The sequence below is a fragment of the Streptomyces sp. NPDC037083 genome, from assembly GCF_055606485.1.
Map to the genome: position 1 here is coordinate 128,225 of NZ_JBVJSQ010000009.1, position 26,208 is coordinate 154,432.

A 26,208-nucleotide genomic window follows, 5' to 3' on the forward strand; every position below is an offset into this window, starting at 1 on the left:
CGGCCCCCGTACGCGCGGACGGCGTACGGGGGCGGCGAGAGGGCGGCCGGTGACGGTCGGGACGCGCGCCGGGGCCGGAGTCAGACGGCGCGCACATCCGCGGCGGGGGCCGGGACGGGCTCCGCGTCCGCGGCGGACCCGACGTCGGCCAGGTCGCGGTGCCGGGTCTCCTTGGCGACGCCCACGGCGACGACCGTCAGCAGGGCCGCGGCGATCACGTACAGGGCGATCGGGGTGGAACTGCCGTAGTCGGCGAGCAGCGCCGTGGCGATGAGCGGCGCAGGGGCGCCCGCCGCGACCGAGGCGAACTGGGCGCCGATGGAGGCTCCGGAGTAGCGCATCCGGGTCGCGAACATCTCGGAGAAGAAGGCGGCCTGAGGCGCGTACATCGCCCCGTGCAGCACCAGCCCCACGGTCACGGCCAGGACGAGACCGCCGAAGGAGGCGGAGTCGACGAGCGAGAAGAACGGGAACATCCAGAGCCCGATCCCCACCGCCCCGAGCAGGTACACGGGCCGCCGCCCGACCCGGTCGGACAGCGCGCCCCAGGCGGGGATCACCGCGAAGTGCACGGCGGACGCGATGAGGACGGCGTTGAGCGCGGTCTGCTTGGAGACGCCGGCCGAGGTGGTCGCGTACACGAGGATGAACGCGGTGATGACGTAGTAGGAGATGTTCTCCGCCATGCGCGCGCCCATCGCGACCAGCACGTCACGCCAGTGGTGGCGCAGCACGGACACCAGCGGGAGCCGCTCGGCGTCCGCCGTCCGCGCCGCCTTGCGGGCCTCGGCCCGGGCCGACGCCTCCCGGAAGACGGGTGATTCGTCGACAGACAGACGAATCCACAAACCGACGATCACGAGCACACCGGAGAGCAGGAACGGGATCCGCCAGCCCCAGGAGGCGAAGGCGGCGTCCGAGAGCACGGCGGTCAGCAGGGACAGCACGCCGGTGGCGAGCAACTGCCCCGCCGGCGCGCCCGTCTGCGGCCACGACGCCCAGAACCCGCGCCGCCGGGCGTCCCCGTGCTCGGACACCAGCAGAACGGCCCCGCCCCACTCGCCGCCCAGCGCGAAGCCCTGGATCAGCCGCAGCGTGGTCAGCAGCACGGGCGCGGCGCTCCCGACCGTCGCGTGGGTGGGCAGCAGCCCGATCGCGAAGGTCGCCCCGCCCATCAGCAGCAGGCTCAGCACCAGGAGTTTCTTGCGCCCGAGCCGGTCGCCGTAGTGCCCGAAGACCAGCGCCCCGAGCGGCCGGGCGGCGAAGCCGACGGCATAGGTCAGAAACGACAGGAGCGTGCCGACGAGCGGGTCGGAGTCCGGGAAGAACAGCTTGTTGAAGACGAGGGCGGCCGCGGAGCCGTAGAGGAAGAAGTCGTACCACTCGATGGTGGTGCCGATGAGGCTGGCGGCGACGATGCGCTTGAGGCCGGCGGGGGTTCCCGGGGAGGGGGGAGCGGTCGCGGGGGAGGACATCGGCACCACTTCCATGCGGTTGGCGGGGACGTTTCGTGTCGCCATACCGTAGGAACGCGCAGGTCAATGGCACATGTGGTGGGACACCATAGTTCTGGGTGCCGAGGTGCGTGCCGCCGCCATGATGCCGCCGCCCACAGCCTCGGCGAGAGACTCCATCGGGCCTGCGAATGCGCTGTCCGAGGGGCGCTGTGCCCACTGGAGCGAAGAACTGATAGAGGCCCACCCTCCTTCCAGGGGCGCGATGTCCATGCCCGGCATCGGCACCAGGACCGGCGCCCGCATCCTCAACGACGGCGACGGCACGGCCACCACCTCGGTGGAGCAGAGCACCGGCCAGCCCGTCACCCGCCGCGCCTTCAAGCCGTACGGCGAGACGCGCGGCGCCCGCCCCGAGGCCTGGCCCAACGCGCGCAGCTATTTCGGCACCGGCATCGACGACACCTACTCCGGGCTCACCCACGTCGCGCCCGCGAGTACGACCAGTCGACCGGACGCTTCCTCTCTGCCGACCCCGTGGTCGACTTCGCGGACCCGCTGCAGATCAACGGCTACGCCTACGCCAACAACAGCCCGATCACCAAGAGCGACCCCGACGGGCTCGGGGGACGGTGCGGCGGTCGTCCCCCCGGGCGGCGGTCGCGGGCCTGTCTCGTCATCCCCACTTTCTCCCGCCGCCCCTCAGGCGTCGGTCTTGAGGAGCCGCCAGGCGGCTGCGGCGAGGGTGAGGGCCACCCACCCGGCGAAGACGGCGAGTCCCACCCCCGGGGACAGGGCGTCGGAAGACTGGCGCAGGGCGTACACCGCGGAGCCCGCGTTGCTCGGGAAGTAGGGGTTGATGTTGTCGTAGACGGAGTCGGGCAGCAGGGAGGCCAGGCCCGGGAGGATGAGCAGGACGCCGACCAGGACCGCGATCGCCCCGGCACTGGAGCGCAGCAGCACGCCCAGGGCCACACCCGCGACGGCGACCAGCGCGAGGTAGAGGCCGGCGCCGGCCAGGCTGCGCAGCACGCCGTCGTCGCCCAGGGACAGGGCGATCTTCTCGCCGTGCAGGCCCAGGGTGCCCAGTTGGAACGCGGCGAGGGCGCCGAGCGTGGTCAGGACCAGGGCGATGGGGCCGATCACGGCGGCCTTGGACCACAGGACGGGCAGGCGGCGAGGGACGGCGGTAAGGGTGGAGCGGATCATGCCGGTGGTGTACTCGCCGGCCGACAACAGGACGCCGAGCACGCCGACCGCCAGCGACGCGAAGGTCACCCCGAGCAGGGCGAGGCTGACTGCGTCCTGCTCGCCGGAGCCGGGTCCGGGCGGCCCGCCCTGGGTGGTGGCCGTGTCGGGGCTGTAGGTGGCGGAGGCGATCGCGCCGAGGGCCATCAGCAAGGCCACGGCGACGGCGAGGGTGATCCAACTGGAGCGCAGCGACCAGAACTTGGCCCACTCCGCGCGCAGCACCCGCGGACCGGTGACCTTGTAGGCCGGGGTGGGGGAGAGCGGGGTGACGGTCATCAGGCTGCCTTTCGCTCGGTCTCGGCGGGGTGGCTCTGGTACTCGACGACGTCCCTGGTCAGGTCCATGAACGCCGCCTCCAACGACACGGCCTGCGGGGTGAGTTCGTACAACGCCACCCCGTGTTCGGCCGCGATCAGCCCGATCTCCCGGGCATCGCGTCCGGAGACCAGGAGTTCCTCGGCGGACGAGGAGGAGATCGAGACGTCCGGGCCCGCCAGCAACGAGCGCAGCCTGGCGGCCTCGGCGGTGGCGACCTTCACACCGCCGCCGCTCGCCTCCCGGGTGAAGTCGTCGACGGTGGTGTCCGCGAGGAGCCGGCCGCGGCCGATGATCACCAGGTGGTCGGCGATCATTGCCGTCTCGCTCATCAGGTGCGAGGAGAGCATCACCGCCCGGCCCTCGTCGGCCAGTGAGCGCAGCAGATTGCGCACCCACAGCACGCCCTCGGGGTCGAGGCCGTTGACCGGCTCGTCGAGCATGACGATGGCCGGGTCGCCGAGCAGGGCCGCCGCGATGCCGAGCCGCTGACCCATGCCGAGCGAGAAGGCGCCCACCCGCTTGCCGGCCACGCTGGTCAGACCGGCCAGTTCGATGACCTCGTCGACCCGGCGGCGCGGAATGCCGTGGGTGTACGCCAGCGCCATCAGATGGTTGAAGGCGCTGCGGCCGGGGTGGACGGACTTGGCCTCCAGCAGGGTGCCGATCTCGTGCAGCGGCGCCGTGTGCTTCGCGTACGACGTGCCGCCCACGGTGACCGAGCCCTTCGTGGGGGAGTCCAGGCCGACGACCATGCGCATGGTGGTGGACTTGCCGGCGCCGTTGGGCCCGAGGAAGCCGGTGACCTCACCAGGCTTCACGGTGAAACTCAACTCGTCGACGACGGTCTTGTCGCCGTACCGTTTGGTCAGCTCACGTGCTTCGATCATGGGTATGGGTCTTTCACCTCGGACTCGGCCGGGCGAGCGCCGCGACCTGTGCAGTCGACGTTAGAAGCGCGGCCGGCCCGAACCCTGGCACCATGGGAGACACTTCGCCGCCCGAGTGGTACCCCGGTACCACTCGTCGCCGATCACGGGTACGCCTCAGGGGCGACCTGCGGCCACCGATCAGCCGCCGGACGTGCGCCGCGCTGTCCGCGCTCCTTCAGCGCCGTGACCGACGGCTTTGCGCGCACGGGAACCAGGCCCAGGTGGTCGGTGCGCTGGTGAGGCGTCAGCCGGTATCCCGCCACGGCAGCAGCAGCAGCCGGCGGCGGAGCGGGCGGACGGGCGCTCCGCGGCGGTCCCCTGTCGCCGCGCGCCCGGCCGGCGTGAGGCGTCACCCTGCTCGGCGCGCTCGCGGTTCTCACCGCACAGCCCATCGGGTTCCTCGTACTGCACCGAACGACGAGCAGCCGGTCGTCGGAGGCACGACAGGTCGCGCCGGTCGAAGTCGGGGTGGAGATCCACACGGTCGGCGGACAAAGAACGAAGTCGTCCGGGCTCGCAACGACTTCGTCGAACGCGTACTCGGATGTAAGCCGCGCACTCTGGAGGAGTGGCTGCTGGAACACGCGAGACTCCTGCTGCCGTGAGGCCGACGCGGGTGCGCCGGCGCTCTCCCGCTGATCCCGCCGGCGTCGCGGGTGGCCTGGTCTTCTCCGCCCTCACGAACACCTGCGGCAGGGCGGCCGTGCTCGGCGAGCTGCCCCCCCAGCCGCCCGCGCGCAGCCGACCTGGAGACCGTGCTCGCCGCTCCGCGCAACCGCTGAGCGGTGCGCTCGAGGGCGCCATGGAGTTCCGTCGGCGCCTCGAGCTCCAGCTCGCTCCCGCCGGGGCCACGACCTGTCGGCATGAGTCGTCCGCGACTGCGGCCTCCTGCCGTGCTGTCATCCCCGCGTTTCCCGCCCCCGCCGCGCGGCCCGGCGTTCCGCGCCCAGGCGGATGAAGTGGGCGAGGAGTTCGGGGCTGTCGACGGTCGCAGGGTTGACGACCTGGTCGGCGGGCGCGCCCTGGAGGAGGCGTTTGACGGGGACTTCGAGCTTCTTGCCGGTGCGGGTGTGGGGGATGCCCGGTACGGCGAGGATCTCGTCGGGCACGTGACGGGGTGAGGCGTCGGTGCGGATGGCGAGGCGGATTGTGTCCCGCAGGGCGTCGTCCAGTTCCACTCCGGCCGCGGGGACCACGAACAGCGGCATCCAGTAGCCGCCGTCCGGTTCCTCCGCGCCGATGACCAGCGCTTCGGTGATCTCCGGGAGGCGTTCGACGACGTCGTGGATGTCGGCGCTGCCCAGCCGTACGCCGTTGCGGTTGAGGGTGGAGTCCGAGCGGCCGTGGACGATCACCGAGCCGTGCGAGGTGAGGGTGATCCAGTCGCCGTGCCGCCACACCCCGGGGTAGGTGGTGAAGTAGGCGTCCCGGTAGCGGTCGCCGTCGGGGTCGTTCCAGAAGTACAGCGGCATCGACGGCATGGGGCGGGTGACGACCAGCTCGCCGACCCGGTCGACCACCGGGTGGCCCTCGGTGTCGTACGCGGCCAGGGCGACGCCCAGGTAGGGCGCGGACAGCTCGCCCGCCCAGACGGATGTGGTGGGGGCGCTCCCGGCGAAGCCGGAGGCGACGTCCGTGCCGCCGGTGCTGGAGGCGAGCTGGACGCGTTCGCCCACGTGGTCGCGGACCCAGGGGTGGGCGGAGGCGGGCAGGGTGGAGCCGGTGCAGCCGACGGCCCGCACGGACGACAGGTCGTGCACGCCCGGGTCGATGCCGAACTTGGCCATGCCCAGGAGGTATTGGGGGCTGGTGCCGAAGAGGGTGACACGGTGGCGGGCGGCCAGTTCCCACAACAGGTCCGGCCGGGTGAGCGGCGCCGGGCTGCCGTCGTACGTGCAGGCGGTCGCTCCGGTCAGCAGCGTGGAGACGGTCAGGTTCCACATCATCCAGTGGGTGGTGGTGTACCAGAGGAGACGGTCGCCGGCGCCAAGGTCGGACTGAAGCCCCAGGGTCTTCAGGTGTTCGAGCAGGACACCGCCGTGGCCGTGGACGATGCCCTTGGGCAGGCCGGTGGTGCCGGAGGAGAACAGGACCCACAGCGGGTGGTCGAACGGTACGGGCGTGCAGCTGAGTTGCTCGGAGCGGCCGGCCGCGTCAGCCCACGGGAGAGCGACGGCCGGGTAGCCGTCCTCGGGCCAGGGCAGCCCGACGTGGTCCACCAAGACGGTGGCCTTCAGGGTGGGAAGCGCACGGGCCAACTCCCCTGCGGCCGCTCGGCGGTCGTGGGTGGCGCCGTTGAAGAGGTAGCCGTCGGCCGCGATCAGAACCGTCGGCTCCAACTGCGCGAAGCGGTCGGCGGCGGCCTGGGCGGCGTAGTCCTGGCCGCACACCGACCAGACGGCCCCGACACTGGCGGCGGCGAGGAAGGCGACGACGGCGTGCGGGGTGTGGGGCAGATAGCCGACGACCCGGTCACCCGGGCCGACGCCCAGGTCACGCAGGGTGGCGGCGACGGAGGCGACCTGGGCGCGCAGTTGCGCCCCGGACACTTCGCGGCCGACGCCGGTCTCGTCCAGCGCGATGATCGCGGGCCGGTCGTCGCCGAGGAGGCGCAGGGCGTGATGGGCGTAGTTGAGGGTGGCGCCGGTGAACCAGCGGGCGCCGGGCATCTTCTCCTCGGCCAGCACCTGTTCGTAGGGGGTCGCCGCGTCGACGTCGAAGTACTCCCACACCGCGCCCCAGAACCCTTCCAGGTCGGTGACCGACCAGCGGTGCAGGGCGGCGTAGTCGGTGTGGTCATGGACGTCCCGAACGCCTCGGTGCAGGGCGACCCAGCGACCGAAGTCCGCGATGCGGCTGGTGGCGGCAGCCTCCGGATCGAAGGCCCAGAAGGGCTTTGCGGGAGGTGTGGGCTGTGCACTGGTCATCGCGATGCGCTCCTCGGCAGGCGTGCGGTGGCGAGCGGTTCGACGGGGGAGGAGAGTCGGTTGGAGCACAGCAGCGGCGCCCATCCGGCCGTGTCCGTGAAGTCGGCGGCGCCCGCCGGGACGACGTCCATGACCATGCGGTCGGGGCGCAGCAGGACGGCGTCCGCACGGCCGTCGCGCAGCCAGGCGGCGAGGACGCCGTCGTCGCCGAGACCGTCCGTGCCGACGATCCGTGCGCCGAGCGCCCCCGCGACCGCTCGCAGCCAGGGCGCGGCAGGCACGGCGCTCAGGACGGCGAAGGAGTCGCCCAGCAGGTCGTCGAGGCGGACCGACCCGGCGTCGAAGCCCACCCGGGGCTGCGGACAGAACGTGCCCGCCAGGCGCCGTCCGCCCGGGCGGACGCGCCGTCGGACGAGGGCGCTGTGCCCCGGGGCCGCACCGAGGTCGCGGCCGGCCGCCTCCCGCAGGGCGGGTATGCGGCAGGCCGTGCTCGTCAGGCTCCGGCGCAGCGCGGCGGCACGACCCTGGCCTCCGGTCATGGCCCAGCCCATGGCCACCGCGAGGCGGATCATGTGGCGGGCGTGCGGCTTGCGTTCGCTTTCGTAGGTGTCCAGCAGGCCTTCGCCGGAGCCCTGGCGCAGGACGCGGGCGAGTTTCCACGCCAGGTTGTGCGCGTCGCGCATGCCCGCGCACAGGCCCTGGCCGATGAAGGGCGGGGTGAGATGGGCGGCGTCGCCGAGGAGGAAGACGCGCCCCCGGCGCCAGCGGTCGGCGACACGGGCCCGGAAGGTGTACTGGGCCTGCCGGATCACCTCGAGCCCGCCGTCGTACGCGTCCTCGACCCACGGGGCGATCAGCTCCCGTACGCGCCGGGCGTCGAGCTCCTCCCCGTCCCGCAGGCGGAACTCCCAGCGGTAGCGGTCCTCGGCGATCCGCATGAACGTCGCGGCCCGGGTGGGGTCGCAGACCTGCTCGACGCCCTCCCAGGAGCGGACGGGGAGGTCCGTGCGGACGTCGACGACGGTCCAGCGCTCCTCGAAACGCAGGTCCTCCCACACCGCGCCGATGGCCTGGCGGGTGAGGCTGCCGGCGCCGTCGCAGCCGAGGACGGCGTCCGCGTCCAGGTACTCGGGGGTCTCCCCGCCGTCAGGGCGGAAGGTCACCCGGACGGGGCCGTCGCCGTCCTGGTCGACGCCGACCACCTCGACGCCGCTTCGCAGTTCGCACTCGGGCCGCCGCGCCAGCGCCTCGCGCAGCAGCCTCTCCAACGCCGGCTGGTCGAACATGCTGGTCTGCGGGAAGCCGTGGTGCCCGTGCTCGGAGCGCCGGAACTCGCCGATCACCCGGTGGCGGGCGTCGAGCAGCCGCAGACCCCTGGCCGGGCGGGCGAGCGCGGCGAACTCCTCGTGGACGCCCACCGCCTGCAGAATCCGCCGGACCTCGTCGTCCATGGCGACGGCGCGCGGCAGCGGGTAGACGTCCTGGTGGCGTTCGAGGACGACGCTGCGCACTCCGCGCCGGGCGAGCAGGAGGGCGGCCGTGATCCCCACCGGTCCGGCGCCGATGATCACCACGGGCGCCCGGGAGACTGCGTTCACCGCGCGTCCGCGACGGGGGTGCGCTGCTCACCGAGGTCGATCCGGCGGTCGGGGGTGGCGATCGTGGCGGTGATGACGTGGCCCTCGCGCAGGTAGTGCGGGTTGCGCGCCTGGCTGTTGAAGAACGCCTTCCACTTCAGGGCCGGCGGCAGCAGTGCGCCGATCTTCTCGACCGGTTTCGGCGGCGCCTTCAGGGCCGTGCCGCCGGGAGTTCCGGTGAGCAGCAGGTCCCCGGGGTCGAGGTTCTGGAAGCGGGCCAGCAGCGTCAGCGCCTGCGCCGGCCGGACGATCATGTCGGCCAGGGTCCGGTCCTGGCGGGGGCTGCCGTCCACCGACAACCTCAGCCGCAGATCGAGGAGGTGAGGGAAGTCCTCCGGCTCCAGCAGAGCCAGGTAGGGCCCGGTCGGCGTGAAGGTGGGGTACGACTTGCTCTCGTAGAACTGGCCCTTGGTCAGTTGCACGTCGCGGGCGCTCACGTCGTTGGTGAGGACCAGTCCCGCCACGTACGAGGGCAGGTCGGACTCCGTGACCACCGTGCCCACCGGCAGGGGGGCGCCCATGACCAGACCGAGTTCGACCTCGTAGTCGAGGAACCTCACATGCGCGGGCCTGACGACGGTGTCGTTCGGGCCGCTCACGGAGCCGGAGGCCTTGCGGAAGAAGGTGGGCGGGATCTCACCCGTGAAGCCCGAATCGCGGGCGTGGCTGCGGTAGTTGACCATCTGCGCGACGACCCGGCACGGCGTGGTGACCGGGGACAGCGCGGTCAGTTCCGCGACGGGCGTGCCCGTCTCGCCGGAGACGGCGGCATCCCGTACCGCTGCGCGGTCCGCGAGCAGCTCGGCGGTGGTGACGGCCTCGGTCTCGACACGGACGGCGCGCTCGTCGCGCACCACCCACCAGTCGTGCGCGGTACGCAGAACGTTCGTGCTCATGGGGTCATCGCTTTCAGCAGGCCCAGCAGGCGGGCGGGGTCGAGTTCGCTGTCGTCGCGCAGCGCGCGCAGCAGTTCGCGGATCTTGGCGGGTGACGGATTCGTGCCGAGGAACTCGCGGGTGACGGGCGGCCCCCACTGCGCCAGCCCGCTCGCCGACAGCGGAGCCCATCCCGGCTCCACGTCGCAGGAGAACAGGTCGCCGTCCGCGAAGTGCTCCAGCATGAGACGGTCCGGATCACGCCAGTAGTCGAAGATCTGGCTGCCCTGGACGTGCCGGCCGATGCCCCAGCTGCGCTGGTAGCCGCGCTCGGCCAGATACTCCCCGCCCGCGGCGATCGCGTCGAGGTCGCTGACCTGGTAGGCGGAGTGGACGTAGTGCGTCCCCGGTCCCAGATGCATGGCCAGCGTGTGATGGTCCACGGCGACGCTTCCCCGGTCACAGCGGATGAACGCCATCACCGGCCCGCGCTCGCGCTGCCCGTCCAGGAAGTGGAAGTCGCTGACGATCATCCCGAGCGTGTCGAGATACCAGTTCATGCTCCGGGCGAACACCCTGGTCTCCAGCACCAGATGCCCCAGCCGCTGGATCCGTGACGGCTCGCGCGGCGGGCGCTGGGTGGCGTTCCGGCGACGGTGATCCGTCCCGAAGTTGAGCAGGAGCGGCCGCTGTCCGGGCAGCTCCGGCAGCTCCTCGGCGCAGTGCACCACCCGCACGGGGACGCCGGAGGGGTCGAGCAGGTCGACCTGCTTGCCGCCGCCGGGGACGTCCGCGTCCCGTACCGCGGTGCCCGTCGCGCGGGCCAGACGGTCCAGATCGGACCGTTCGGCAGCGTGGAACGCCTGTCCGATGAAGCGGGAGGCGGGCCCTCGGCGGATCACCGCGCAGGGGGAGCCGGCGAAGGTGCCGCGCAGCCAGAGGGCGTCCGGCCCGCGGGCGGCGACGGAGAACCCGAAGTCACGCGCGAAGACCTCCGCGCGGTCCAGATCGGGCTTCTCGAACTCCACCCAGGCGAGATCGGCCACCTTGATCACCGGGTTCCGGGCGCGCCCGGGGTGCTCGCCCCGCAGGGCGCCCTGCTCACTGTGCAGGTCCTGGTGGGCGGTCGTGACGTCGGCCTGGGCGGCAGGGGGTTCGGACATGGCGTCCTCCAAGCAACATTGCCGTAATGAGGAAATCATCAACTCTGCGAATCTCGTCGTCAATAGGTGGCCGCTTGTTAACTGACGAAAAACTCAGAGATGCTGACTCGGTCACCAGGGTTGCTAGACTCCGCTCCATGTCCACATCAGCGCCGGCCGCCAATCGCTTCGAGCGACGACGCGCGGCGACCCGCAGGGCCCTCGTCCGCGCGGCGCGGCAGATCCTCGCGGAGACCGGTGAGACCGGCGTCAGCATCCAGGCCATCGCCGACCGGGCGGACGTCGGATTCGGCTCCTTCTACAACCACTTCGAGTCGAAGACGGAGTTGTTCGACGCCGCGGTCTCGGACGCGCTGGAGGAGTTCGGTCAGGCCATCGACGAGCGGCTGCGGGAGATCGACGACCCGGCCGAACTCGTCGCGGCCGGCTTCCGCCTCACCGCCCGGATGGCCGACTCGCACCCGGATCTGATGCGGGTCCTGCGCCACCGCGGCCTCGCGCACATCCACTCCGACAAGGGCAGCGCCCCGCGTGCTCGCCGCGACCTGGAGCGGGGCATGGCCGCCGGCCGCTTCACGCCCGTCGACCCGGCCATCGCCCTGTCCGCCGTGGGCGGGACGCTGCTGTCACTGGTCGAGCTGAGGTTCTCCCGCCCTGATCTCGACGGCGAGGAGGCCGCCGCGAGCCTGGCCGAGATGGCCTTGCGCATGCTGGGTCTGCCGCAGGACGAGGCCCACGAGATCGCCCGGCGCCCCCTGCCTCCCGGCTCCGGCGACTGAGGGGGCGAGCGCCGCGACGAGGCCGCCCCCGCCTTCGCGGGCGCCGAGGGTCTGTCGTCGTCGCCGTGCTGTGTCGGCCGTTCCCCTGCCGTGTCCGCCGTGCTCTTGTGGTGACGCCGCGGCCCCTGCGTCGCCGTGGCCCCTGAGGTGTCGCCTCCTGCAGCGACGCCGTGCCCGTGCGGTGACAGGGGGGCGTCGCTGGTCTGCACCGGCATCCGTCGGAGTGCCGGAGTCGGGCCCCCGCGATGGGCCCGTCCGTCAAGCGGCGGAACCCTGGCCGCTGCCCGTGGCGGCGAGGTCGGGCAGCGGCAGCCGGCAGATCTCGTGGGCCTCGTCGGCGGTCAGGCCGAGCAGACGCAGCAGGTCCTCGGCGATCTGGTCGGTGGCCTGCGCCTCGTCCCGCTCGGGGTGGTCGTGCAGGAGCTGACCGAGGCAGAGCTGCGCGCCCGCGACGACGACCAGGGCCAGTTCGGGGTCGCGCACGCTGAACCGGCCGGCGCGGACCGCGGCTTCGATGTCCCGGAGGGCGTGGGAGGCCATGCCCTTGTCCGGCACGGCCAGGGCCGACCCGTTGCTCAGCAGGACCTTGCTGAGAGCCGGTCGGCGGCGGTGCAGACGTCCGGTCAGGCGGAAGCTCTGCGCGAAGACATGAGCGGGGTCGGCGAGATCCGTCGTCAGCTCGTCCAGCAGATCACCGTACGCTTCGAGGGCGTGCTCGACAGCGGCCTGGTAGAGCTGCTCCTTGCTCTCGAAGTGGTTGTAGAACGACCCCATGCCCACATCGGCGGCCTGGGTGATCTCCAGGATCGGGACGTTGGTGTCGCCGGCCGCGATGAAGGCCGTGGCCGCTTCGACGAGCGCGGCCCGGGTGCGCGCCTTCCGCCGCTCCGTCCGGCTCGGGACGTCCTCCGTCATGCCTGCTCCCTCTCGCGGGTTTCGGGGCCCACCCTATCGGCGGTCCGTCAGGCATGAGGAGATCGTCACCTCTGTCGGGCGGCGAGGTGCCGGTGACGCAGGGACCGGTGCCGCCGTGCGGGGACGCCCTCCGCAGGCGTCCCCCTCACGGACGCCTGCGGCTCTCCTTCGGGTGACTGCGCTGGGCGGGCGTGGCGATGCGGCGCCCGCGCGCCTTCGGCCCCGTCGCCTCCTCGGCCGTCGGGCGCAGGCACTCGATGAGGTAGTCGCCGGTGTCCGGGTCGACGGTGACGCCGTGGGTCTCGCTGCGGAAGCCGGGGAAGCGGCGGTCGAAGGACTCCAGCGCCCCGAGGTAGCGCAGCAGCGGGCCGTCGGGGCCGCCGACGCTCTCGCCGGGCATGAGCACGGGAATGCCGGGCGGGGTGACGGTGACCATGGCGGCGGCCACCTGTCCGGGCGCGTCGGCCAGCCTCACACGGTGCGTGCCGCCGCGGACCAGCCGCTGGTAGCACAGCTGCGGCGGGGCGACCGGCTCGGGCAGTTCCCGGAACGCGGTGTCCAGGAGTTCGACGAGGCGGGCCGAACGCAGGTGGTCGTGCATGTCCTGGCACAGTTCGCGCAGGGTCAGGCCGGCGTAGCGCCGGGCGTGCTCGGCGACCAGCGCGGGCAGCACCCGGTCGAGACCGGCGTCCTCGTCGTAGAGGGCCTTGAAGTCCATCAGCGCGTCCAGGAGCGTCCCCCACTTGCCCTTGGTGATGCCCATGGAGAACAGCACGAGCGTGGTGTAGCTGTCGGTCTTCTCCACGACGATGTTCCGCGTGGCCAGATACGCGGTGAGCACCCGCGCCGGGATGCCCCACGCGGCCGTCCGCCCGGTCGCGTCGATGCCGGGGCAGGTCAGCGTGACCTTGATCGGGTCGAGCATGCAGTGGCCGTCGGTCAGATCCGGGAAGCCGTGCCAGTCGGCGCCGGGTGCGAGATGCCAGCACGACGGCTCGGTGCGCAGCAGCTCGGGGGGAGCTTCCTCGAACGGCAGACGCGCGCCGCTGACCGGGTCGGTGACCGCGTCCGGCTGCCACACCCCGAAGAACCAGGGCGGCCGGTCGCCGGCCTCCTCGACCCGGCGCCGGATGCGCACCATCTCCTGGCGGAAGCGGACCGCCTCGGTCACGGCCTCGTCGATCAGCCAGCGGCCCTGCGGCCCGTCCATCATCGCGGTCGCCACGTCCAGGGACGCGATCATCGGGTAGAGGGGGGAGGTGGTGCCGTGCATCATGAGCGCCTCGTTGAACCGGTCGTGTTCGACGGGCGCCCGCGGGGCGGGCCTGACGTGGATCATGGCGCTCTGCGAGAGGGCGGCCAGCAACTTGTGCGTGGACTGCGTCGAGAACACCGTCGGGCGGTCGGGGCCGGGGAAGGCGTTCTCGTCCACCGACATGCCGTAACGGCCCGCGTAGAGCGGGTGGAACCGGGCGTAGGCGAACCACGCCTCGTCGAAGTGCAGCCGGGGAACGCTCGCGGCGAGCGCCCTGGCCGCGGCCGGGGCGTCGTAACACAGACCGTCGTAGGTGGAGTTGGTGAAGACGGCGTACTGGGCGTCCGGCGTCGGCGCCTGCTCGGTCAGCGGGTTCGCCGCGATCCGGGCGGCGACCGACTCCGGCGCGAGCTCCTTCGGAGGCAGCGGCCCCGCCAGGCCGTAGCCGTTGCGGGTGGGGACGAGATAGACCGGGCGCGCGCCGGACACCACCAGTCCGTGCAGCACCGACTTGTGGCAGTTGCGGTCCACGAGCGCGATCTCGTCACGGGTGACGCTGAAGTGGCCGACCACGCGGTTGCAGGTGGAGTCGCCGTGCAGCACGAAGTACGTGAGGTCCGCGCCGAAGACGCGGGCGGCGTTGCGCTCCGCCTCGCCGATCGGGCCGGTGTGCTCGAAGAGCGAGCCGAGCTCGCCGACGGAGATCGACAGGTCGCTGCGCAGCAGGCGCTCGCCGAAGTAGTCGTGGAAGGCCCGCCCGGCGGGTGACTTCAGCAGGGCGACGCCGCCGGAGTGGGCCGGCGTGTGCCAGGAGTACTCGTGTGCGTCGTCGAAGCGGCGCAGCGCGCGGAAGAAGGGCGGCAGGACGGCTTCCCGGTAGGCGCGGGCCGCGGTCGTGATCCGGCCCGCGATGAACCCGGGCGTGTCCTCCAGCGGCCACACGTACCCGACGACCGACTCCGACACCCACAGCGGCAGGTCGTGCACTCCGTCGTCGGTCATGACCAGGAAGACCGGCAGGTCCCGGAACCGCCGGCCGATGGAGCGCAGGACCCTGGCCCCGCCGGGCTCGCCCGCGGAGCCGGCCCGGTCCGGCAGCTCCCAGGCGACCAGGGCGGCGGTCAGGCCCGCCTCGGTGCGCAGGACCGCCTCAGCGTCGTCGGCGTCGACGGCCCAGCGGACGTCGAATCCCCGTGCCTCGATCGCCTCCCGGATGCGCACCAACTGCTCGGCGCCCGCGCCCTCGTCGCGCGGATGCTCCCGTACCGCGACCAGCAGCCTGCTGTCCGTCATGCGTCCCCCTCGTCCCGGCGGCAGGGCGCCGCCCCGCCCAGTCTCCGAGCGTGCGGGGGCTCTTTCGCGACCACGGCGCCGCAAACCACCCGCAGGACGGAACGAGCTTCGCCCCGGCTGACGGCACGGGAGCAAGGCGGGCAGTCGGTCGGCCGTGACGGTGACGGTCGCCCGACGACGACGCCCATGGCGACCGCGTGCGAGGCCGACGGCGACCGCGCGCGACGCCGGCGGCGGTCAGTCGGCGGCGGGGGTGCGAATCGCGGCGATGTCGAATTGCAGGCGCACCTTCTCGCTCACCATGGCACCGCCCTCCGCCAGCCGGGCATTGTACGTAAGTCCCCATTCGGAACGGTCGATCGTGGTGGTGCCGTCGAAACCGGCCCGTTCATAACCGAACGGGTCGGTGACATGTCCAATGTAGGTGAGGTCGAGAACTACGGGACGAGTGGCGTTCTTTATGGTGAGGTCGCCGGTCATGCGGTAGACGTCCGGGCTCGCGAGTTGCACGTCGGTACTCGCGAAACGCATATGCGGATAGGTCGCCGCGTCCAGGAAGTCGCGACCGACCAGATGGGCGTCGCGCTGCTCCACACCGGTGTCGACGCTGGCCGTGGACAGCAGGATCTCGGCCCGTGAGCGGGAGGGGTCGCGGCCGTCGAACCACAGACGGCTCCGGTACTCGGTGAAAGCCCCGCGCACCGTGGTCACCAGGGCGTGCCGGACGGAGAAGCCGATGCGGCTGTGCGCCGGGTCGATCATCCACTCTCCGGTCAGCGCCGCCATGGCGGGATCCAGCACGCCGGCAGAGCGTGAGCCGGGCGAGCCGACGGGGAGTTGCGCATCGTCGGAGGACGCCGAACGTCGGAGGGACGCGCCGCGGGTGAACAGGTTCATGCATCACCTAGTTACTGCACCGCGGATATCGTCGCAAGCCGCCTGCGCCGGCCGCGACGGCTCGAATCAGTACTGAAAGGCCTATACGCAGGCGCCACTTGACGGGCGGCTACAACATCCACACATTCCCGTCACCGAAAAGTCAACCGAAATCGGTTCATGACGAGCCGATGGAATTCGGTGCGCGTCCAGCGGTCCTCGGCGATGCGGACGGAGCGCCGATCGGGTCTCGCCGAATACCGTTGCCGATTGGCGCGTTGTGGTCGGCCGGTTTTCGCCGTGGAGCGCGCGGCCGACGGCGGGCGCCGCCCTCGGTCGGCGGGGATCCGCTCGACGAAGTGCTCCAGCTCCTCTGTCGTCGGCCGCGGCAGTCCGTCGCGCAGCGCGAGCGCCGTGGCCTCCGCCCGGGAGGCGCTGCCGGTCTTGCGGAGCAGGTGCTCGATGTGACTGTGCACGGTCCGCGGCGACAGGAACAGCGCCTGGGCGATGGCCTGGTTGGTCTGCCCCCCGGCCCGGGTGAGCACCTCCAGTTCGCGCGGGCTGAGACCGTAGGGCGGTCGGGTCGGCGTCTCGGTCACCAGGACCGCCTCGCGTGCGATCGGCGAGCCCGTCGTGCACCGGCACAGCACCACCCGGCGCCAGTCGCGGCCCGCCGGCCACAGCACCCGCAGCCGATGACCGCCGAAGTGCGCGAACGCCGTTGCCAGGCAGCCGAATTCCTCGTCCGTCAGCACCTCTGCGGGCCGGCGGCCGGGGACGGCGATGACGCCCCCGGCCGTGGGCGTGATGGGCAACCCGCGCGACTACGCCCTGCCGGGCAACCAGGACCCGTACACCCCGTGGCCGAACTCGCTGCTCCTGCTCGCAGCGATCGCCTCGGTGACCGAACGCCTGCGACTGGCCGCAGCCGCCGTGCCGGCGCCTCTGCGCCATCCGCTGCTGATGGCCCGGGAACCGGGCACCCTCGATCTGATCAGCGAGGGACGGCTGCTGGTGCAGCCGACGGTGAGCTGGAGCCGGGACGAGTACGACGCCCTGGGCGTGCCGTTCGCACGCCCCGGGAGGCTGCTCGACGAGCACCTGGAAGTTTGGGAGAAGGCCTGGGGGCGTCGCCGATCTCGCACCACGGCGAGCACTACCCGTTCCGGGACGTCTATTTCGAGCCAAGGCGTTCCGGCCCGGCGGCCCGCGGCTCTGGTTCGGCGGACAGCGCCTCGGCGGTCCCGTCCTGCGCAGACTCGTGCGGTACGGCCACGGGTTCCACCCGCTGGGGCGGCCGTCACCGCAGGACATGCACGCGATCGAGGAGGCCATGACCGCGGCGGGCCGGGACGCCGCCGGCCTGGAGATTGTCGGCGGCACCCGGGCGGTCTTCCCGGACGACCGCTCCACCGCGGATCTCGGCGCGGGGCTGGCGGACATCCCGGAGCAACAGGAGCAGGGCTTCACCACGTTCTGCGTCAAACCGAACCAGCTCATCGACGACCCGACCGGGGCGGGCGCCGGGGTGGGCGCGTTCTGCCGGGAGGTGATGCGCCGAGCAGAAGCGCTCACCGCCTGAAGCGGCGCGCTCCGGGACGGTCTGTCGTTTCGTACAATTTGAGTCCGAACAATCACGACGACAGGACGATCACGCATCGCGCGTGGCCGAAGGAGTGTGCCGATGCCGGGCCAGCGATCGATCGCCGAAGCAGAGAAGCTCGCCGAGGCCAAGCTCGGCGGCATCCCGCTGCGGCGGGAGCAGATGGCCGTCGTCGCCAACATCTACCGCGCCGCCTCGGCGGTGCGCCAGCACCTGGAGAACTCCGTGCTGCGCGGCTCCGACCTGACATGGACGGCGTTCGTCGTGCTGTGGGTGGTGTGGGTGTGGGGCGAGTCGGAGACCCGGCACGTCGCGGAGGAGGCCGGGATCTCCAAGGGCACGCTCACCGGCGTGGCGCGGACGCTGGAGGGGCGGGGGCTGGTGCGTCGCGCCGGGCACCCCGCCGACGGCAGGCTGGTCCTGCTCAGCCTCACCGACGAGGGGGAGGCCCTGATGCGCAGGCTGTTCCCGGCCTTCAACGAGGAGGAGGCCTTCGTGGCGCGCCGCCTCAGCGACGAGGAGTGCCGGACCGTCGCCGACGGTCTGCGCCGCGTCGTCCGCCAGGTCGAGGAGGAGGGCGAGGAGCGCCGCGTCGCCCTCCTCGACGGCGCCGAACCGGCCCCCCGCCGCAGCGGCCGCCGCCCGAAGTCCTGACCACCCCACCCGGCCACCCCCGGCGACGACGGGACGGCAGTCCGGACGACGGTGATCCGAGTCGCGCTCTCGGCGTGCTCGCTCGTCGATGAGCACGGCCGAGCCGTCCAGGATGCGCTGCACGCCGAACTCCCGTGCCTGATCCTGCCCGTCGGCCTGAGCCGCCGAGGCAAGGGCCCCAGTGACCGCGGGAAATCGCGCGCCGTGCGTCTGCAACCACCGTCCGAGGACGGTGCCGAACTGGGCCTCGGGGCCGCCGTCGACTCTGTGCCGCTGTGCCACGTGTCTGGGGAGACGACTTCAGCCGTGGAAACGTGATCTTCGCGGCGGGGATTCTGGGCTAGGGTCCTGACCGTGATGTCGTACTCCCTCGGGGCCCTGCCCCCGCCCGCCCGCTAGCGGGCGGCCCCACCGGATCTCCACTCCCTCCGAGCGTTCCTCAAAGGAGCCGCCGGAGCGGTGCCTGCTGCCCGCGTGCCGAGTCCACGCGCCGTCAGAGACCACCGACCGGAGTCATCCATGCGGGCTGCACCCGTACGTCCCCTGCTCTGCCTTTCCCTCGCTGCCACCTCCTGGGGCAGTGCCGGCGCCGCCGCCGCGCTGCTCTACCGCACCAGCGGCCTCAGTCCGGTCGCGGTCTCCTGCTGGCGATTCGCCGTGGGCGCCGTGCTGTTGCTCGCCGGGCGCGCCTTCGTCGCACGGGCCTCCGGCACGCGGGGCGCCCGGCCGCTCGTGCTGGTGGCGACCGGGGTGCTGATGGCGGTCTTCCAGACCGCGTACCTGGCCGCTGTCGCCTTCGCCGGACTGGCCGTCGGCACCGCGGTCGCGCTGGGCGCCGGGCCGGTCTTCGCGGCTTTGGGCGCACGGCTCGTCTTCCACGAGCGGGTGGGCCGCCGTGGCGCACTCACCATCCTGCTCGCACTCTGCGGGCTCTCCCTGCTGGTCCTCGGCGCCGATGCCCGAGCAGGAGGCGCCGACCCGCTTCGCGGACTCCTGTGCGCACTCGCCTCGGCCGCCGCCTCGGCCGCGATCAACCTGCTGACCGAGGCCGAAGCGCGGCGCGGCCGGGCCGGGCAACCCTACGACCGCGCACTGGCCGGCTTCGCCGTCGGCGCGGTGTGTCTGCTGGTCACAGCGGTGCCGTCGGGCGCGTTGTTGCCCGCTCCCGGGCAGTTTGCGGTGTCCGTCGCGCTGCTCGGATACCTGGGCGCGATCCCGACCGCGCTGGCCTACGCGTTGTTCTTCTCGGCGCTCATGGCGGTCCGTGCCACCACCGTCTCCGTGGTGATGATGCTCGAACCGGTCGCGGCACTGTTCCTCGGCGTCGCACTGCTCGGTGAGCGGCTCACCCTCGCGACCGCTGCGGGCTCGGCCGTACTGCTGGGCTCGGTCATGCTGTTGGCGAAGCAGGAGAAGGGCCGGTAGCACGGCCGGAGACTCGGATCCCGCCGACCGGGCCGACGACAGGACGGCCGTGGCCCCTGCCGATTCTCACTGTGCGAAGAGCGGTCGTCCCGCAGCCGGTGGCTCAGGTGTGCCACCGGCTACGGGACGGCTGGGGCCGGCCGACGGTGCCGAGGGCGTGTTCTTCGAGGAACGCGCCCGCGTGGGTGCCGCGGCTGTCACCAGGGCTGTGAAGAGGGCCTGTTGGGTCGAGTCCTCGGCGGCCGTGTCCTCCGGGTGCCACTGGACGGCAGCGAACCAGCCCCGGGCACCGGGCAGTTCGAGGGCCTCCACGGTGCCGTCCGCGGCCCGTGCGGTGACTTCGAGGCCCTCGCCCACGAGATCGACGCGTTGGTGGTGGTAGCAGGAGACCTCCGCCTTCTGCGCGCCCGTGGTCTGCTCCAGCAGGGTGCCGCGGCGGATCTCCACCGGGTGCACGACGTGCCGGTGTTCGCGTTGCGGTCCGCCCATGTCCTGCTCCAGCGTGCCGCCGAGGGCGACGTTGACGACCTGCAGGCCCCGGCACACCGCCAGCAGGGGCAGGCCCAGGCCGAGGGCGTGCCGGGCGACTGCGAGGTCGAAGCCGTCCTGGAGGTCGTCGACGTCGTAGACGCTGTCGTGGGTGTCGCCGGCGCCGTAGCGGTGCGGGGCGAGGTCGCCGCCGCCGGGGAGCAGGACGCCGTCGAAGCGGGCGAGCCGCCGGGCGACCTCGGCGTCGGCCGGGTGGATGCTGACCGGTTCGCCCCCGGCCCGCCACACCGCCTCCAGCAGGGCGCGGGCGTTCACCTCGGCGGCGAAGCGCAGCGCCGAGGTGGAGGCGGCGAAGCGGGCGGGGATCGCGATCAGCGGGCGGGTCACAGCCGGATCCAGGTCGTCTTGAGCTCGGTGTACTTCTCGAGGGCGTGGACGGACTTGTCGCGACCGTTGCCCGACTGCTTCATCCCGCCGAACGGCACGGTCAGGTCGCCCTCCTCGTAGCAGTTCACCCAGACCGTGCCGGCCTTCAGTGCCCGGGAGACCCGGTGCGCGGTGGACAGGTCCGAGGTCCACAGGCCGGCCGCGAGGCCGTACTCCGTCGCGTTGGCCAGCCGGACCGCCTCGTCGAGGTCGTCGAAGGCGAGCACGGACAGCACGGGACCGAAGATCTCCTCCCGGGCCAGCCGCATTCCGGGATCCACCCGGTCGAAGACCGTCGGCTCCAGGTAGCTGCCGCCCGTGTCGGCGAGCACCCGCTCGCCGCCGGTCCGCAGCCGTGCGCCCTCGACGACCCCGGTCTCGACGTGCCCTCGCACACGGTCCAGGTGGGCCGCGCCCACCAGTGCGCCCATCTCGGTGCGCGGGTCTAGCGGATCGCCCACGCGCAGCTCCCGGGCCCGCGCGACGACGGCTTCGGTGACGCGTTCGGCGATGGACGAGTGGACCAGCAGCCGGGAGGGCGCGGTGCACATCTCCCCCTGGTTGAAGAAGATGCCCCAGGCGGCGGTCGCCGCGGCCCGATCCAGGTCGGGGGCGTCGGGCAGCACGATGTTGGGCGACTTGCCGCCGAGTTCCAGCCAGACCCGCTTGAGGTTGGAGTCGGCCGAGTAGCGCAGGAAGTGACGGCCCACGGCGGTGGAGCCGGTGAACGCCAGGACGTCCACGTCCGGGTGCAGTCCGATCGCCCGGCCGGCCACCGGGCCGTCCCCGTTGACCACGTTGAGCACGCCCGGCGGCAGCCCGGCCTCGGTCGCGATCCGGCCCAGCAGAAGAGCGGACAGCGGTGAGTTCTCCGACGGCTTGAGCACGACCGTGCAGCCGGCCGCCAGCGCCGGGGCGACCTTCCAGCCGGCCAGCGTCAGCGGGAAGTTCCAGGGAACCACCGCGCCGACGACCCCGGCCGGCTCCCGTGTGACGAGGGCGAGCGCGTCGGGAGCGGTGTGCGGGGACTCGTCGGTGAGCTTGTCCGCCAACTGCCCGTACCAGCGGAAGGTGTTGATGAGCGCCGGCAGCTCGATCCCGTAGGCGTCGGAGACGGGCTTGCCCATCTCCAGGGTGACGGCGAGGGCGAGTTCGGCACGCCGTTCCTCCAGCAGGTCGGCGATCCGCGAGAGCGTCCGGCCGCGTTCGGCGGGTGCGAGCCGTGGCCAGGGGCCGGTGTCGAAGGCGCGGCGGGCCGCGCAGACGGCGGCGTCCACCTCGGCGGCGCCCCCGTCCGCGACCCGCGCCACCGTCCGGCCGTCCCGGGGCGAGACGGCCGCGAAGGTGGCTCCGCCGCCGGACTCGTCGGCGCCGTCGATGTGGTGGGCTCCGCACACATCGAAGGACTTGGCGCGCTGCAGCCACTCGTCGTGGGTGAGGTCCGGCATTCCTGGGCTTCCTTTCACGCAGTATTATTTGGTCCCAAACGATATGTCTTCGAGGAGCTCCTCACAAGGTCGGGAAGCCTCGCGGGAGTCAGGAAAGGAGCGCCGTGCGCGCACTCGTCGTCCAGCACGACCATGTGACGGAGCCGGGCCTGGTCGGCGGCCGGCTCACGGAGCGCGGCTACGACCTCACCGCCGTGACCGTCGTGCCCGAACACCGCCATCACGCGCCGGACGTGACGTTCGACTTCCCCGACGCGGCCGACTGGGACCTGATCGTCTCGCTCGGCGCGCCCTGGTCGGTGTACGACCAGGGCGCCGTCGGCAGCTGGATCGGCGGCGAACTCGCCCTGCTGCGCAAGGCCCACCACCTCGGCGTCCCGGTACTCGGCGTCTGCTTCGGGGCCCAGGCGCTGGCCACCGCCCTCGGCGGCTCGGTCGAGCGGTCGCCGCGTCCGGAGATCGGCTGGACCGAGATCGACACGGACGACGCCTTGCTGGTGGGCCGCGGGCCCTGGATGCAGTGGCACTACGACCGCTGTGTCCTTCCGGCGGGCGCCGACGAGCTGGCGCGCAACGAGGTGGGCGTGCAGGCGTTCCGGGTCGGGCGCAGCCTCGGCGTCCAGTTCCACCCCGAGATCACGCCGCGGATGCTGGGCGGCTGGCTGGCCAACGGCGGCGCACAGCAGTGCGAGCGGCACGGCGTCGACCCCGCCGAGCTGCTCGCCCGCGCCGCCGCCCTGGAGCCGGTGGCCCGGAACAACGCCCGCCACCTGGTCGACGCCTTCCTCGACCGGGCGGCCCCCGGTCCCGCCTGAGACGCCGGCCGGCCCGAGCCCCGAGCCGGCCTGGGTCACCTGGGCCGGCTCGCCGAGACGCCTGAGTCGTGGGAGCCCTCCTTGCGGCGAGCGGCGAGCGGGGAGCGGGGAGCGGCGCGAGTCCGCCCCGCCGCCGGCCGCTGAGACGGCTCGCCGGGCAGGCCGACTGGCGGCTCGCCCACCCGGCTACCGCTGGCCACCCGGGGTGTGAGCCGTACGTCCGGCCGGCCGGCCTGCTGTGCGAGCCGGCCGGCCCCGGGCATGGGTCGGGTGTTCTGCTCATCCGCCTGCCCGTTCGCCGTCGAGGTCGGCCCTCGGGCCGTCCGGCGGCCGCACGAGTCGGTCGGTGTGTCCCGTGCGGCCCGGTTCCTCGGGCCGGGCCGCACAGGTGGGTCAGGCGTCGGTCGCCGCTCTGCGGGTGACGCGGGCCGCGATCACTCCCGCGAGCAGGACCGCCGGGACGGTGAGCTCCAGCCAGAGGGCGGTACCGGGTTCCCCGCCGATGAGGGTCGTGAAGTTCTCCACGACGAGCCAGATCGCTCCGACGATGCCGAGCGCGCCCACGGCGGGGGCGATCAGCGTGTTCCACGGCCGGCTGTCCAGACGCTCGCGCCGGAAGAAGACGACCACGGACACCGAGGTCAGGAAGTACAGCAGCATGATTCCGAGGACCGCCACTCCGCTGCCCCAGGAGAAGAGCGTCAGCACCGGGTCCTTGCCGGTCAGTGCGAAGGGGCCGACCAGCAGCACGGCGATGGCCGTCTGCACGAAGCCCGCCACGCCGGGGGAGTGGCGCCGGTTGATCGACGTCAGCTTGCGGGGCAGCAGCCCGTCGCGGCCGAGGGAGAACAGGTAGCGGTTGGCGGAGTTGTGGAATGCGAGGATGCCGGCGAAGAGGGAGGTGGCCAGCAGGATCGGCAGGACGTCGTTGACCCAGGCGCCGAACAGGTCGGCGATCGGCGCGAAGACGAAGCCGGTCGAGTCGCCGCTCTGCAGTGCCTGCCCGGCCGCCGCGGTCGCCTTCGACGCGCCGTGGGCGGAGATCAGCATCCAGGAGGTGAAGGCGAAGAAGCCGGTCACGAGGGCGACGGCCAGATACGTGGCCCTGGGCACCGTCCTGCGGGGCTCGCGTGCCTCCTCGCCGTAGATCGCGGTCGCCTCGAAGCCGACCATCGACGCCACGGAGAACATCAGCGCCACGCCCGGCGCTCCCTGAAGAGCGGCGCCCGGCGAGAAGGACTCGGCGACGCCCAGCCCCTCGGGTCCGCCGCCCTTGAACAGGGTGACCAGCGCGAAGACGGCCAGGATGCTGAACTCGGCCAGTACGAAGACGGCCAGCACCCGGGCGCCCATCTCGATCCCGGCGCCGCCCAGTACCTGCACGATCGCCATGGTGACCAGGGCGCACGCCCACCAGGGCACGTCCGCCCCCGTGTGCGCGGCCAGCAGGCCGCTCACCGTCGCGCCGTACAGGCCGTACATGGCGGCCTGGATCGCGCAGTAGGAGAAGAGCGCGATCCCGGCGCTTCCGGTGCCCAGGGAGCGGCCGAGGCCCTTGCCAATGTAGGTGTAGAAGGCGCCGGCGTTCACCACATGGCGGCCCATGGCCACGAAGCCGACCGAGAACAGCAGGGTGATCGCGCCGGCGGCCACATAGGCGGCGGGGGCGCCGGGGCCGTTGCCGAGCGCCACGGAGATGGGGACGGCGCCCGCGATGCCGGTGAGCGGCGCCTGGGCGGAGAGGACGAAGAAGAGGATGCCCAGCACGCCGAGCGAGTTGGGCTTGAGCCTGCCTGCGGTGGAGGCGTCGGCCGCGGTCTGGTTCCTGACCGCCGTCTGACTGTCCACGCGGATCACCTGCCTGAGAGCGAAGAGGGGATGTCGTTTCAGGCCAAACGAGTTGCCTCATGGTGGGCTCGAACTATCCGTTTGGCAAGGGGGTGCGCGCAAGATGTGTCCGGAGGTGTGACGGACGTCGCAAGATCCGATGAGAACGGTGGAAATCGGACCGAGAGGGACCGGCCGACGAAGGACGACCGGTCAGTGGTCTGAGACGGACGACAGGTCACGGCTCTGAGCAGGACGACCGGTCAGTGGTCTGTGAAGGACGACCGCTCAGTGCTCCGACGGAGAACCCGTGTCCTGGTCGTCGGCCTTGAGCAGGCGGATCAGCCGGTGCAGCTCGTCCACGGCCCGGTCGGTGACCTCCGGCTCGCCGAAGACGAGCTGATGAAGGACGAGACCGTCGAGCGCGGCGAAGACCAGGCGGGTCAGCGCGGGGTCGGCGCCCCGGGGGAGGATCCGGGACAGCTCGCGCCCGGTCGCGTCGAAGTAGTCGTCGTACAGGGCCCTGATCTGCGGCAGGAGTTCCGGCCGCCGGCGAGCCTCCAGCAGCAGCTCGTACTGGAAGGCCTGTATGTCCGGGTCGCCGGTGACCATCTCGGACAGCCCGGCCGAGAAGTCGGCGACCTCTCCGGTGCCTGGTTCGAGCGCGCTGGTGCTCAGCGAGGTGCGGATGGCGTGAGCGAGCGCCTCCTCGATCAGCGCGTCCCGGGAGCCGAAGTGGTGGACGACCAGTCCGTGCGTGGTGCCCGCCTCCTGCGCGACGGCCCGGTACGTGAGCTTGCGCAGCCCACCCCGCGCCACGACCCGTACGGCGGCGTTGAGCAGGGCCTCCCGGCCCTCCCCGTAGTTCATGCGCCGGCGCGGCTCGCGGCCCTCGGGGTGTGCGGCGGACTCGGTCATGACGGCGACCCTACCGGCCCGCCCGTACCCCGAGGGGACCACGGTGGCGCCGCACGGGCCGGGTGCCCGCGAGTGTCCGTTCATCGCCGGGGCGGGCGGATCCCGCGGAACTCCCAGTCGCCGCCGAGCGCCGTGGACAGCACCTCCTCGGACTCGGTGGGCTGGGCTCCGACGTCGCCGCGGACGGCGGCCGGACCGGTGACGACGTGGTTGGTGAGCCGGCCCAGGCCCTCGACCTCCACTTCCACCACGTCGCCGGGCCGCACCGGGCGCGAGTTGGCGGGCGTGCCGGACAGCAGCACGTCACCGGGGTACAAGGTGATCGTCCGGGCGATGTCGGCGACGAGGTAGTGCATGTCCCACTTCATCTCGTCGGTCGAACCGTCCTGCACCACCTCCCCGTTGACGTACGTCCGCAGGCGCTTGCCGTGGAAGTCCCAGTCGGTGACCAGGCCGGGGCCGAGCGGGCACAGGGTGTCGGAGCCCTTCACCCGGAGCATCGAGCCGGCGTCGGTGTCGCGGAAGTCGTGCAGTCCGAAGTCGTTGGCGATCGTGTAGCCCGCGATGTAGTCCCCCGCCTGGGCCGGTGGGACGTTCCGGGCGGTCCTGCCGATGACGATGGCCACCTCGCCCTCGTAGTTGAGCCACCTGCAGCCCTCGGGGCGCACGATCGCACCCCGGTGGGAGTTGAGGGACGAGGTCGGCTTGTGGAAGTACGTCGGGGTGTCCGGAAGACCGATCCGGAACTCCTCGACCCGGCTGCGGTGGTTGAGGTGGACGGCGATCACCTTGGAGGGGACCACCGGGGGCAGGTGGTGCGCCTCGTCGGACGTGACGCGGCGGCCGTCCCCGGCGACGAGCTCGTCGCCGTCCCGGACGGTGTCGACGACGGCGCCGTCGAGCAGGATGCGGCGGTACTCGGGCATGACGA

19 protein-coding genes and 4 pseudogenes are annotated in these 26,208 nt (G+C 72.3%); 7 read left to right on the plus strand and 16 right to left on the minus strand.

What is annotated here, in order from left to right; translation table 11 throughout:
• Positions 1-80: 80 nt before the first annotated feature.
• Positions 81-1,475 carry an MFS transporter gene (locus tag ACZ7DE_RS24150; RefSeq protein ID WP_470764931.1) on the minus strand — a complete coding sequence of 465 codons (1,395 nt, stop codon included), beginning with the start codon at positions 1,473-1,475 and terminating at the stop codon, positions 81-83.
• 262 nt (positions 1,476-1,737) lie between these two features.
• Here ACZ7DE_RS24150 and ACZ7DE_RS24155 point away from each other — a divergent pair.
• A pseudogene (locus ACZ7DE_RS24155) lies at positions 1,738-2,078 on the plus strand (RHS repeat-associated core domain-containing protein); the annotation flags it as partial.
• A gap of 78 nt (positions 2,079-2,156) precedes the next feature.
• Here the strand turns inward: ACZ7DE_RS24155 and ACZ7DE_RS24160 are convergent.
• Together ACZ7DE_RS24160 and ACZ7DE_RS24165 are read right to left on the minus strand one after the other, a co-directional pair.
• Positions 2,157-2,981, minus strand: a complete 825-nt coding sequence (locus ACZ7DE_RS24160) for an ABC transporter permease (RefSeq protein ID WP_470764481.1) — start codon at positions 2,979-2,981, stop codon at positions 2,157-2,159.
• Positions 2,981-3,910 carry an ABC transporter ATP-binding protein gene (locus ACZ7DE_RS24165; protein ID WP_470764483.1) on the minus strand — a complete coding sequence of 310 codons (930 nt, stop codon included), beginning with the start codon at positions 3,908-3,910 and terminating at the stop codon, positions 2,981-2,983. Before ACZ7DE_RS24165 ends, ACZ7DE_RS24160 begins: the two co-directional genes overlap by 1 nt.
• 685 nt (positions 3,911-4,595) lie before the next feature.
• Between ACZ7DE_RS24165 and ACZ7DE_RS24170 the strand changes: the two are divergent.
• A pseudogene (locus ACZ7DE_RS24170) lies at positions 4,596-4,734 on the plus strand (rhodanese-like domain-containing protein); the annotation flags it as partial.
• Positions 4,735-4,851: 117 nt separating this feature from the next.
• Here ACZ7DE_RS24170 and ACZ7DE_RS24175 read toward each other — a convergent pair.
• Genes ACZ7DE_RS24175 through ACZ7DE_RS24190 form a run of 4 tightly spaced genes read right to left on the minus strand, consistent with a single transcriptional unit; the run spans position 4,852 to position 10,554 of the window.
• Complete coding sequence (locus ACZ7DE_RS24175) at positions 4,852-6,879, minus strand: acetoacetate--CoA ligase (RefSeq protein ID WP_470764485.1); 2,028 nt, start codon at positions 6,877-6,879, stop codon at positions 4,852-4,854.
• On the minus strand, positions 6,876-8,477 hold the full coding sequence (gene mhpA / locus ACZ7DE_RS24180) for a bifunctional 3-(3-hydroxy-phenyl)propionate/3-hydroxycinnamic acid hydroxylase MhpA (protein WP_470764487.1): 1,602 nt from the start codon (positions 8,475-8,477) through the stop codon (positions 6,876-6,878). Before mhpA ends, ACZ7DE_RS24175 begins: the two co-directional genes overlap by 4 nt.
• A complete protein-coding gene (locus tag ACZ7DE_RS24185) occupies positions 8,474-9,412 on the minus strand; it encodes a fumarylacetoacetate hydrolase family protein (RefSeq protein WP_470764489.1) in 939 nt (312 codons plus the stop codon). Before ACZ7DE_RS24185 ends, mhpA begins: the two co-directional genes overlap by 4 nt.
• Entirely contained in the window at positions 9,409-10,554 is a 1,146-nt protein-coding gene (locus tag ACZ7DE_RS24190; protein ID WP_470764491.1) for a VOC family protein, read from the minus strand. Before ACZ7DE_RS24190 ends, ACZ7DE_RS24185 begins: the two co-directional genes overlap by 4 nt.
• A gap of 137 nt (positions 10,555-10,691) precedes the next feature.
• Between ACZ7DE_RS24190 and ACZ7DE_RS24195 the strand changes: the two genes are divergently transcribed.
• Positions 10,692-11,333 carry a TetR/AcrR family transcriptional regulator gene (locus ACZ7DE_RS24195; RefSeq protein ID WP_470764493.1) on the plus strand — a complete coding sequence of 214 codons (642 nt, stop codon included), beginning with the start codon at positions 10,692-10,694 and terminating at the stop codon, positions 11,331-11,333.
• 258 nt (positions 11,334-11,591) lie between these two features.
• On the opposite strand, the gene ACZ7DE_RS24200 is transcribed toward ACZ7DE_RS24195, so the two are convergent.
• From ACZ7DE_RS24200 to ACZ7DE_RS24215, 4 genes are all read right to left on the minus strand, one after another.
• Positions 11,592-12,248: a TetR/AcrR family transcriptional regulator gene (locus ACZ7DE_RS24200; RefSeq protein ID WP_470764495.1), complete on the minus strand. Its 657-nt coding sequence runs from the start codon at positions 12,246-12,248 to the stop codon at positions 11,592-11,594.
• 145 nt (positions 12,249-12,393) lie between these two features.
• Positions 12,394-14,796 carry an Orn/Lys/Arg family decarboxylase gene (locus tag ACZ7DE_RS24205; RefSeq protein WP_470764497.1) on the minus strand — a complete coding sequence of 801 codons (2,403 nt, stop codon included), beginning with the start codon at positions 14,794-14,796 and terminating at the stop codon, positions 12,394-12,396.
• 237 nt (positions 14,797-15,033) lie between these two features.
• Complete coding sequence (locus tag ACZ7DE_RS24210) at positions 15,034-15,693, minus strand: YceI family protein (protein WP_470764500.1); 660 nt, start codon at positions 15,691-15,693, stop codon at positions 15,034-15,036.
• Positions 15,694-15,824: 131 nt separating this feature from the next.
• Entirely contained in the window at positions 15,825-16,427 is a 603-nt protein-coding gene (locus ACZ7DE_RS24215) for a response regulator transcription factor (RefSeq protein ID WP_470764501.1), read from the minus strand.
• A gap of 40 nt (positions 16,428-16,467) precedes the next feature.
• Here ACZ7DE_RS24215 and ACZ7DE_RS24220 point away from each other — a divergent pair.
• From ACZ7DE_RS24220 to ACZ7DE_RS24230, 3 genes and pseudogenes are all read left to right on the plus strand, one after another.
• Positions 16,468-17,254: pseudogene (locus ACZ7DE_RS24220) on the plus strand (LLM class flavin-dependent oxidoreductase); the annotation flags it as partial.
• Between the two features lie 102 nt (positions 17,255-17,356).
• The gene (locus ACZ7DE_RS24225) at positions 17,357-17,929 is read left to right on the plus strand and encodes a MarR family winged helix-turn-helix transcriptional regulator (protein ID WP_470764502.1); all 573 of its coding nucleotides are present in this window, start codon (positions 17,357-17,359) and stop codon (positions 17,927-17,929) included.
• Positions 17,930-18,448: 519 nt separating this feature from the next.
• Positions 18,449-19,354 (plus strand): DMT family transporter, encoded by a 906-nt coding sequence (locus tag ACZ7DE_RS24230; protein WP_470764504.1) that lies wholly within the window; start codon positions 18,449-18,451, stop codon positions 19,352-19,354.
• Between the two features lie 180 nt (positions 19,355-19,534).
• Here the strand turns inward: ACZ7DE_RS24230 and ACZ7DE_RS24235 are convergent.
• Both ACZ7DE_RS24235 and ACZ7DE_RS24240 read right to left on the minus strand, forming a co-directional pair.
• A pseudogene (locus ACZ7DE_RS24235) lies at positions 19,535-20,230 on the minus strand (gamma-glutamyl-gamma-aminobutyrate hydrolase family protein); the annotation flags it as partial.
• Positions 20,227-21,717, minus strand: a complete 1,491-nt coding sequence (locus ACZ7DE_RS24240; RefSeq protein ID WP_470764506.1) for an aldehyde dehydrogenase — start codon at positions 21,715-21,717, stop codon at positions 20,227-20,229. The pseudogene ACZ7DE_RS24235 and the gene ACZ7DE_RS24240, both read right to left, overlap by 4 nt.
• 104 nt (positions 21,718-21,821) lie before the next feature.
• On the opposite strand from ACZ7DE_RS24240, the gene ACZ7DE_RS24245 reads away from it, so the two are divergent.
• A complete protein-coding gene (locus tag ACZ7DE_RS24245) occupies positions 21,822-22,532 on the plus strand; it encodes a type 1 glutamine amidotransferase (protein ID WP_470764508.1) in 711 nt (236 codons plus the stop codon).
• Positions 22,533-22,925: 393 nt separating this feature from the next.
• On the opposite strand, the gene ACZ7DE_RS24250 is transcribed toward ACZ7DE_RS24245, so the two are convergent.
• From ACZ7DE_RS24250 to ACZ7DE_RS24260, 3 genes are all read right to left on the minus strand, one after another.
• On the minus strand, positions 22,926-24,380 hold the full coding sequence (locus ACZ7DE_RS24250; RefSeq protein WP_470764510.1) for an APC family permease: 1,455 nt from the start codon (positions 24,378-24,380) through the stop codon (positions 22,926-22,928).
• Positions 24,381-24,647: 267 nt separating this feature from the next.
• Positions 24,648-25,277 (minus strand): TetR/AcrR family transcriptional regulator, encoded by a 630-nt coding sequence (locus tag ACZ7DE_RS24255; protein ID WP_470764512.1) that lies wholly within the window; start codon positions 25,275-25,277, stop codon positions 24,648-24,650.
• An 80-nt stretch (positions 25,278-25,357) separates the two neighbouring features.
• The gene (locus ACZ7DE_RS24260; protein ID WP_470764514.1) at positions 25,358-26,203 is read right to left on the minus strand and encodes a fumarylacetoacetate hydrolase family protein; all 846 of its coding nucleotides are present in this window, start codon (positions 26,201-26,203) and stop codon (positions 25,358-25,360) included.
• Between the last annotated feature and the right edge of the window lie 5 nt (positions 26,204-26,208).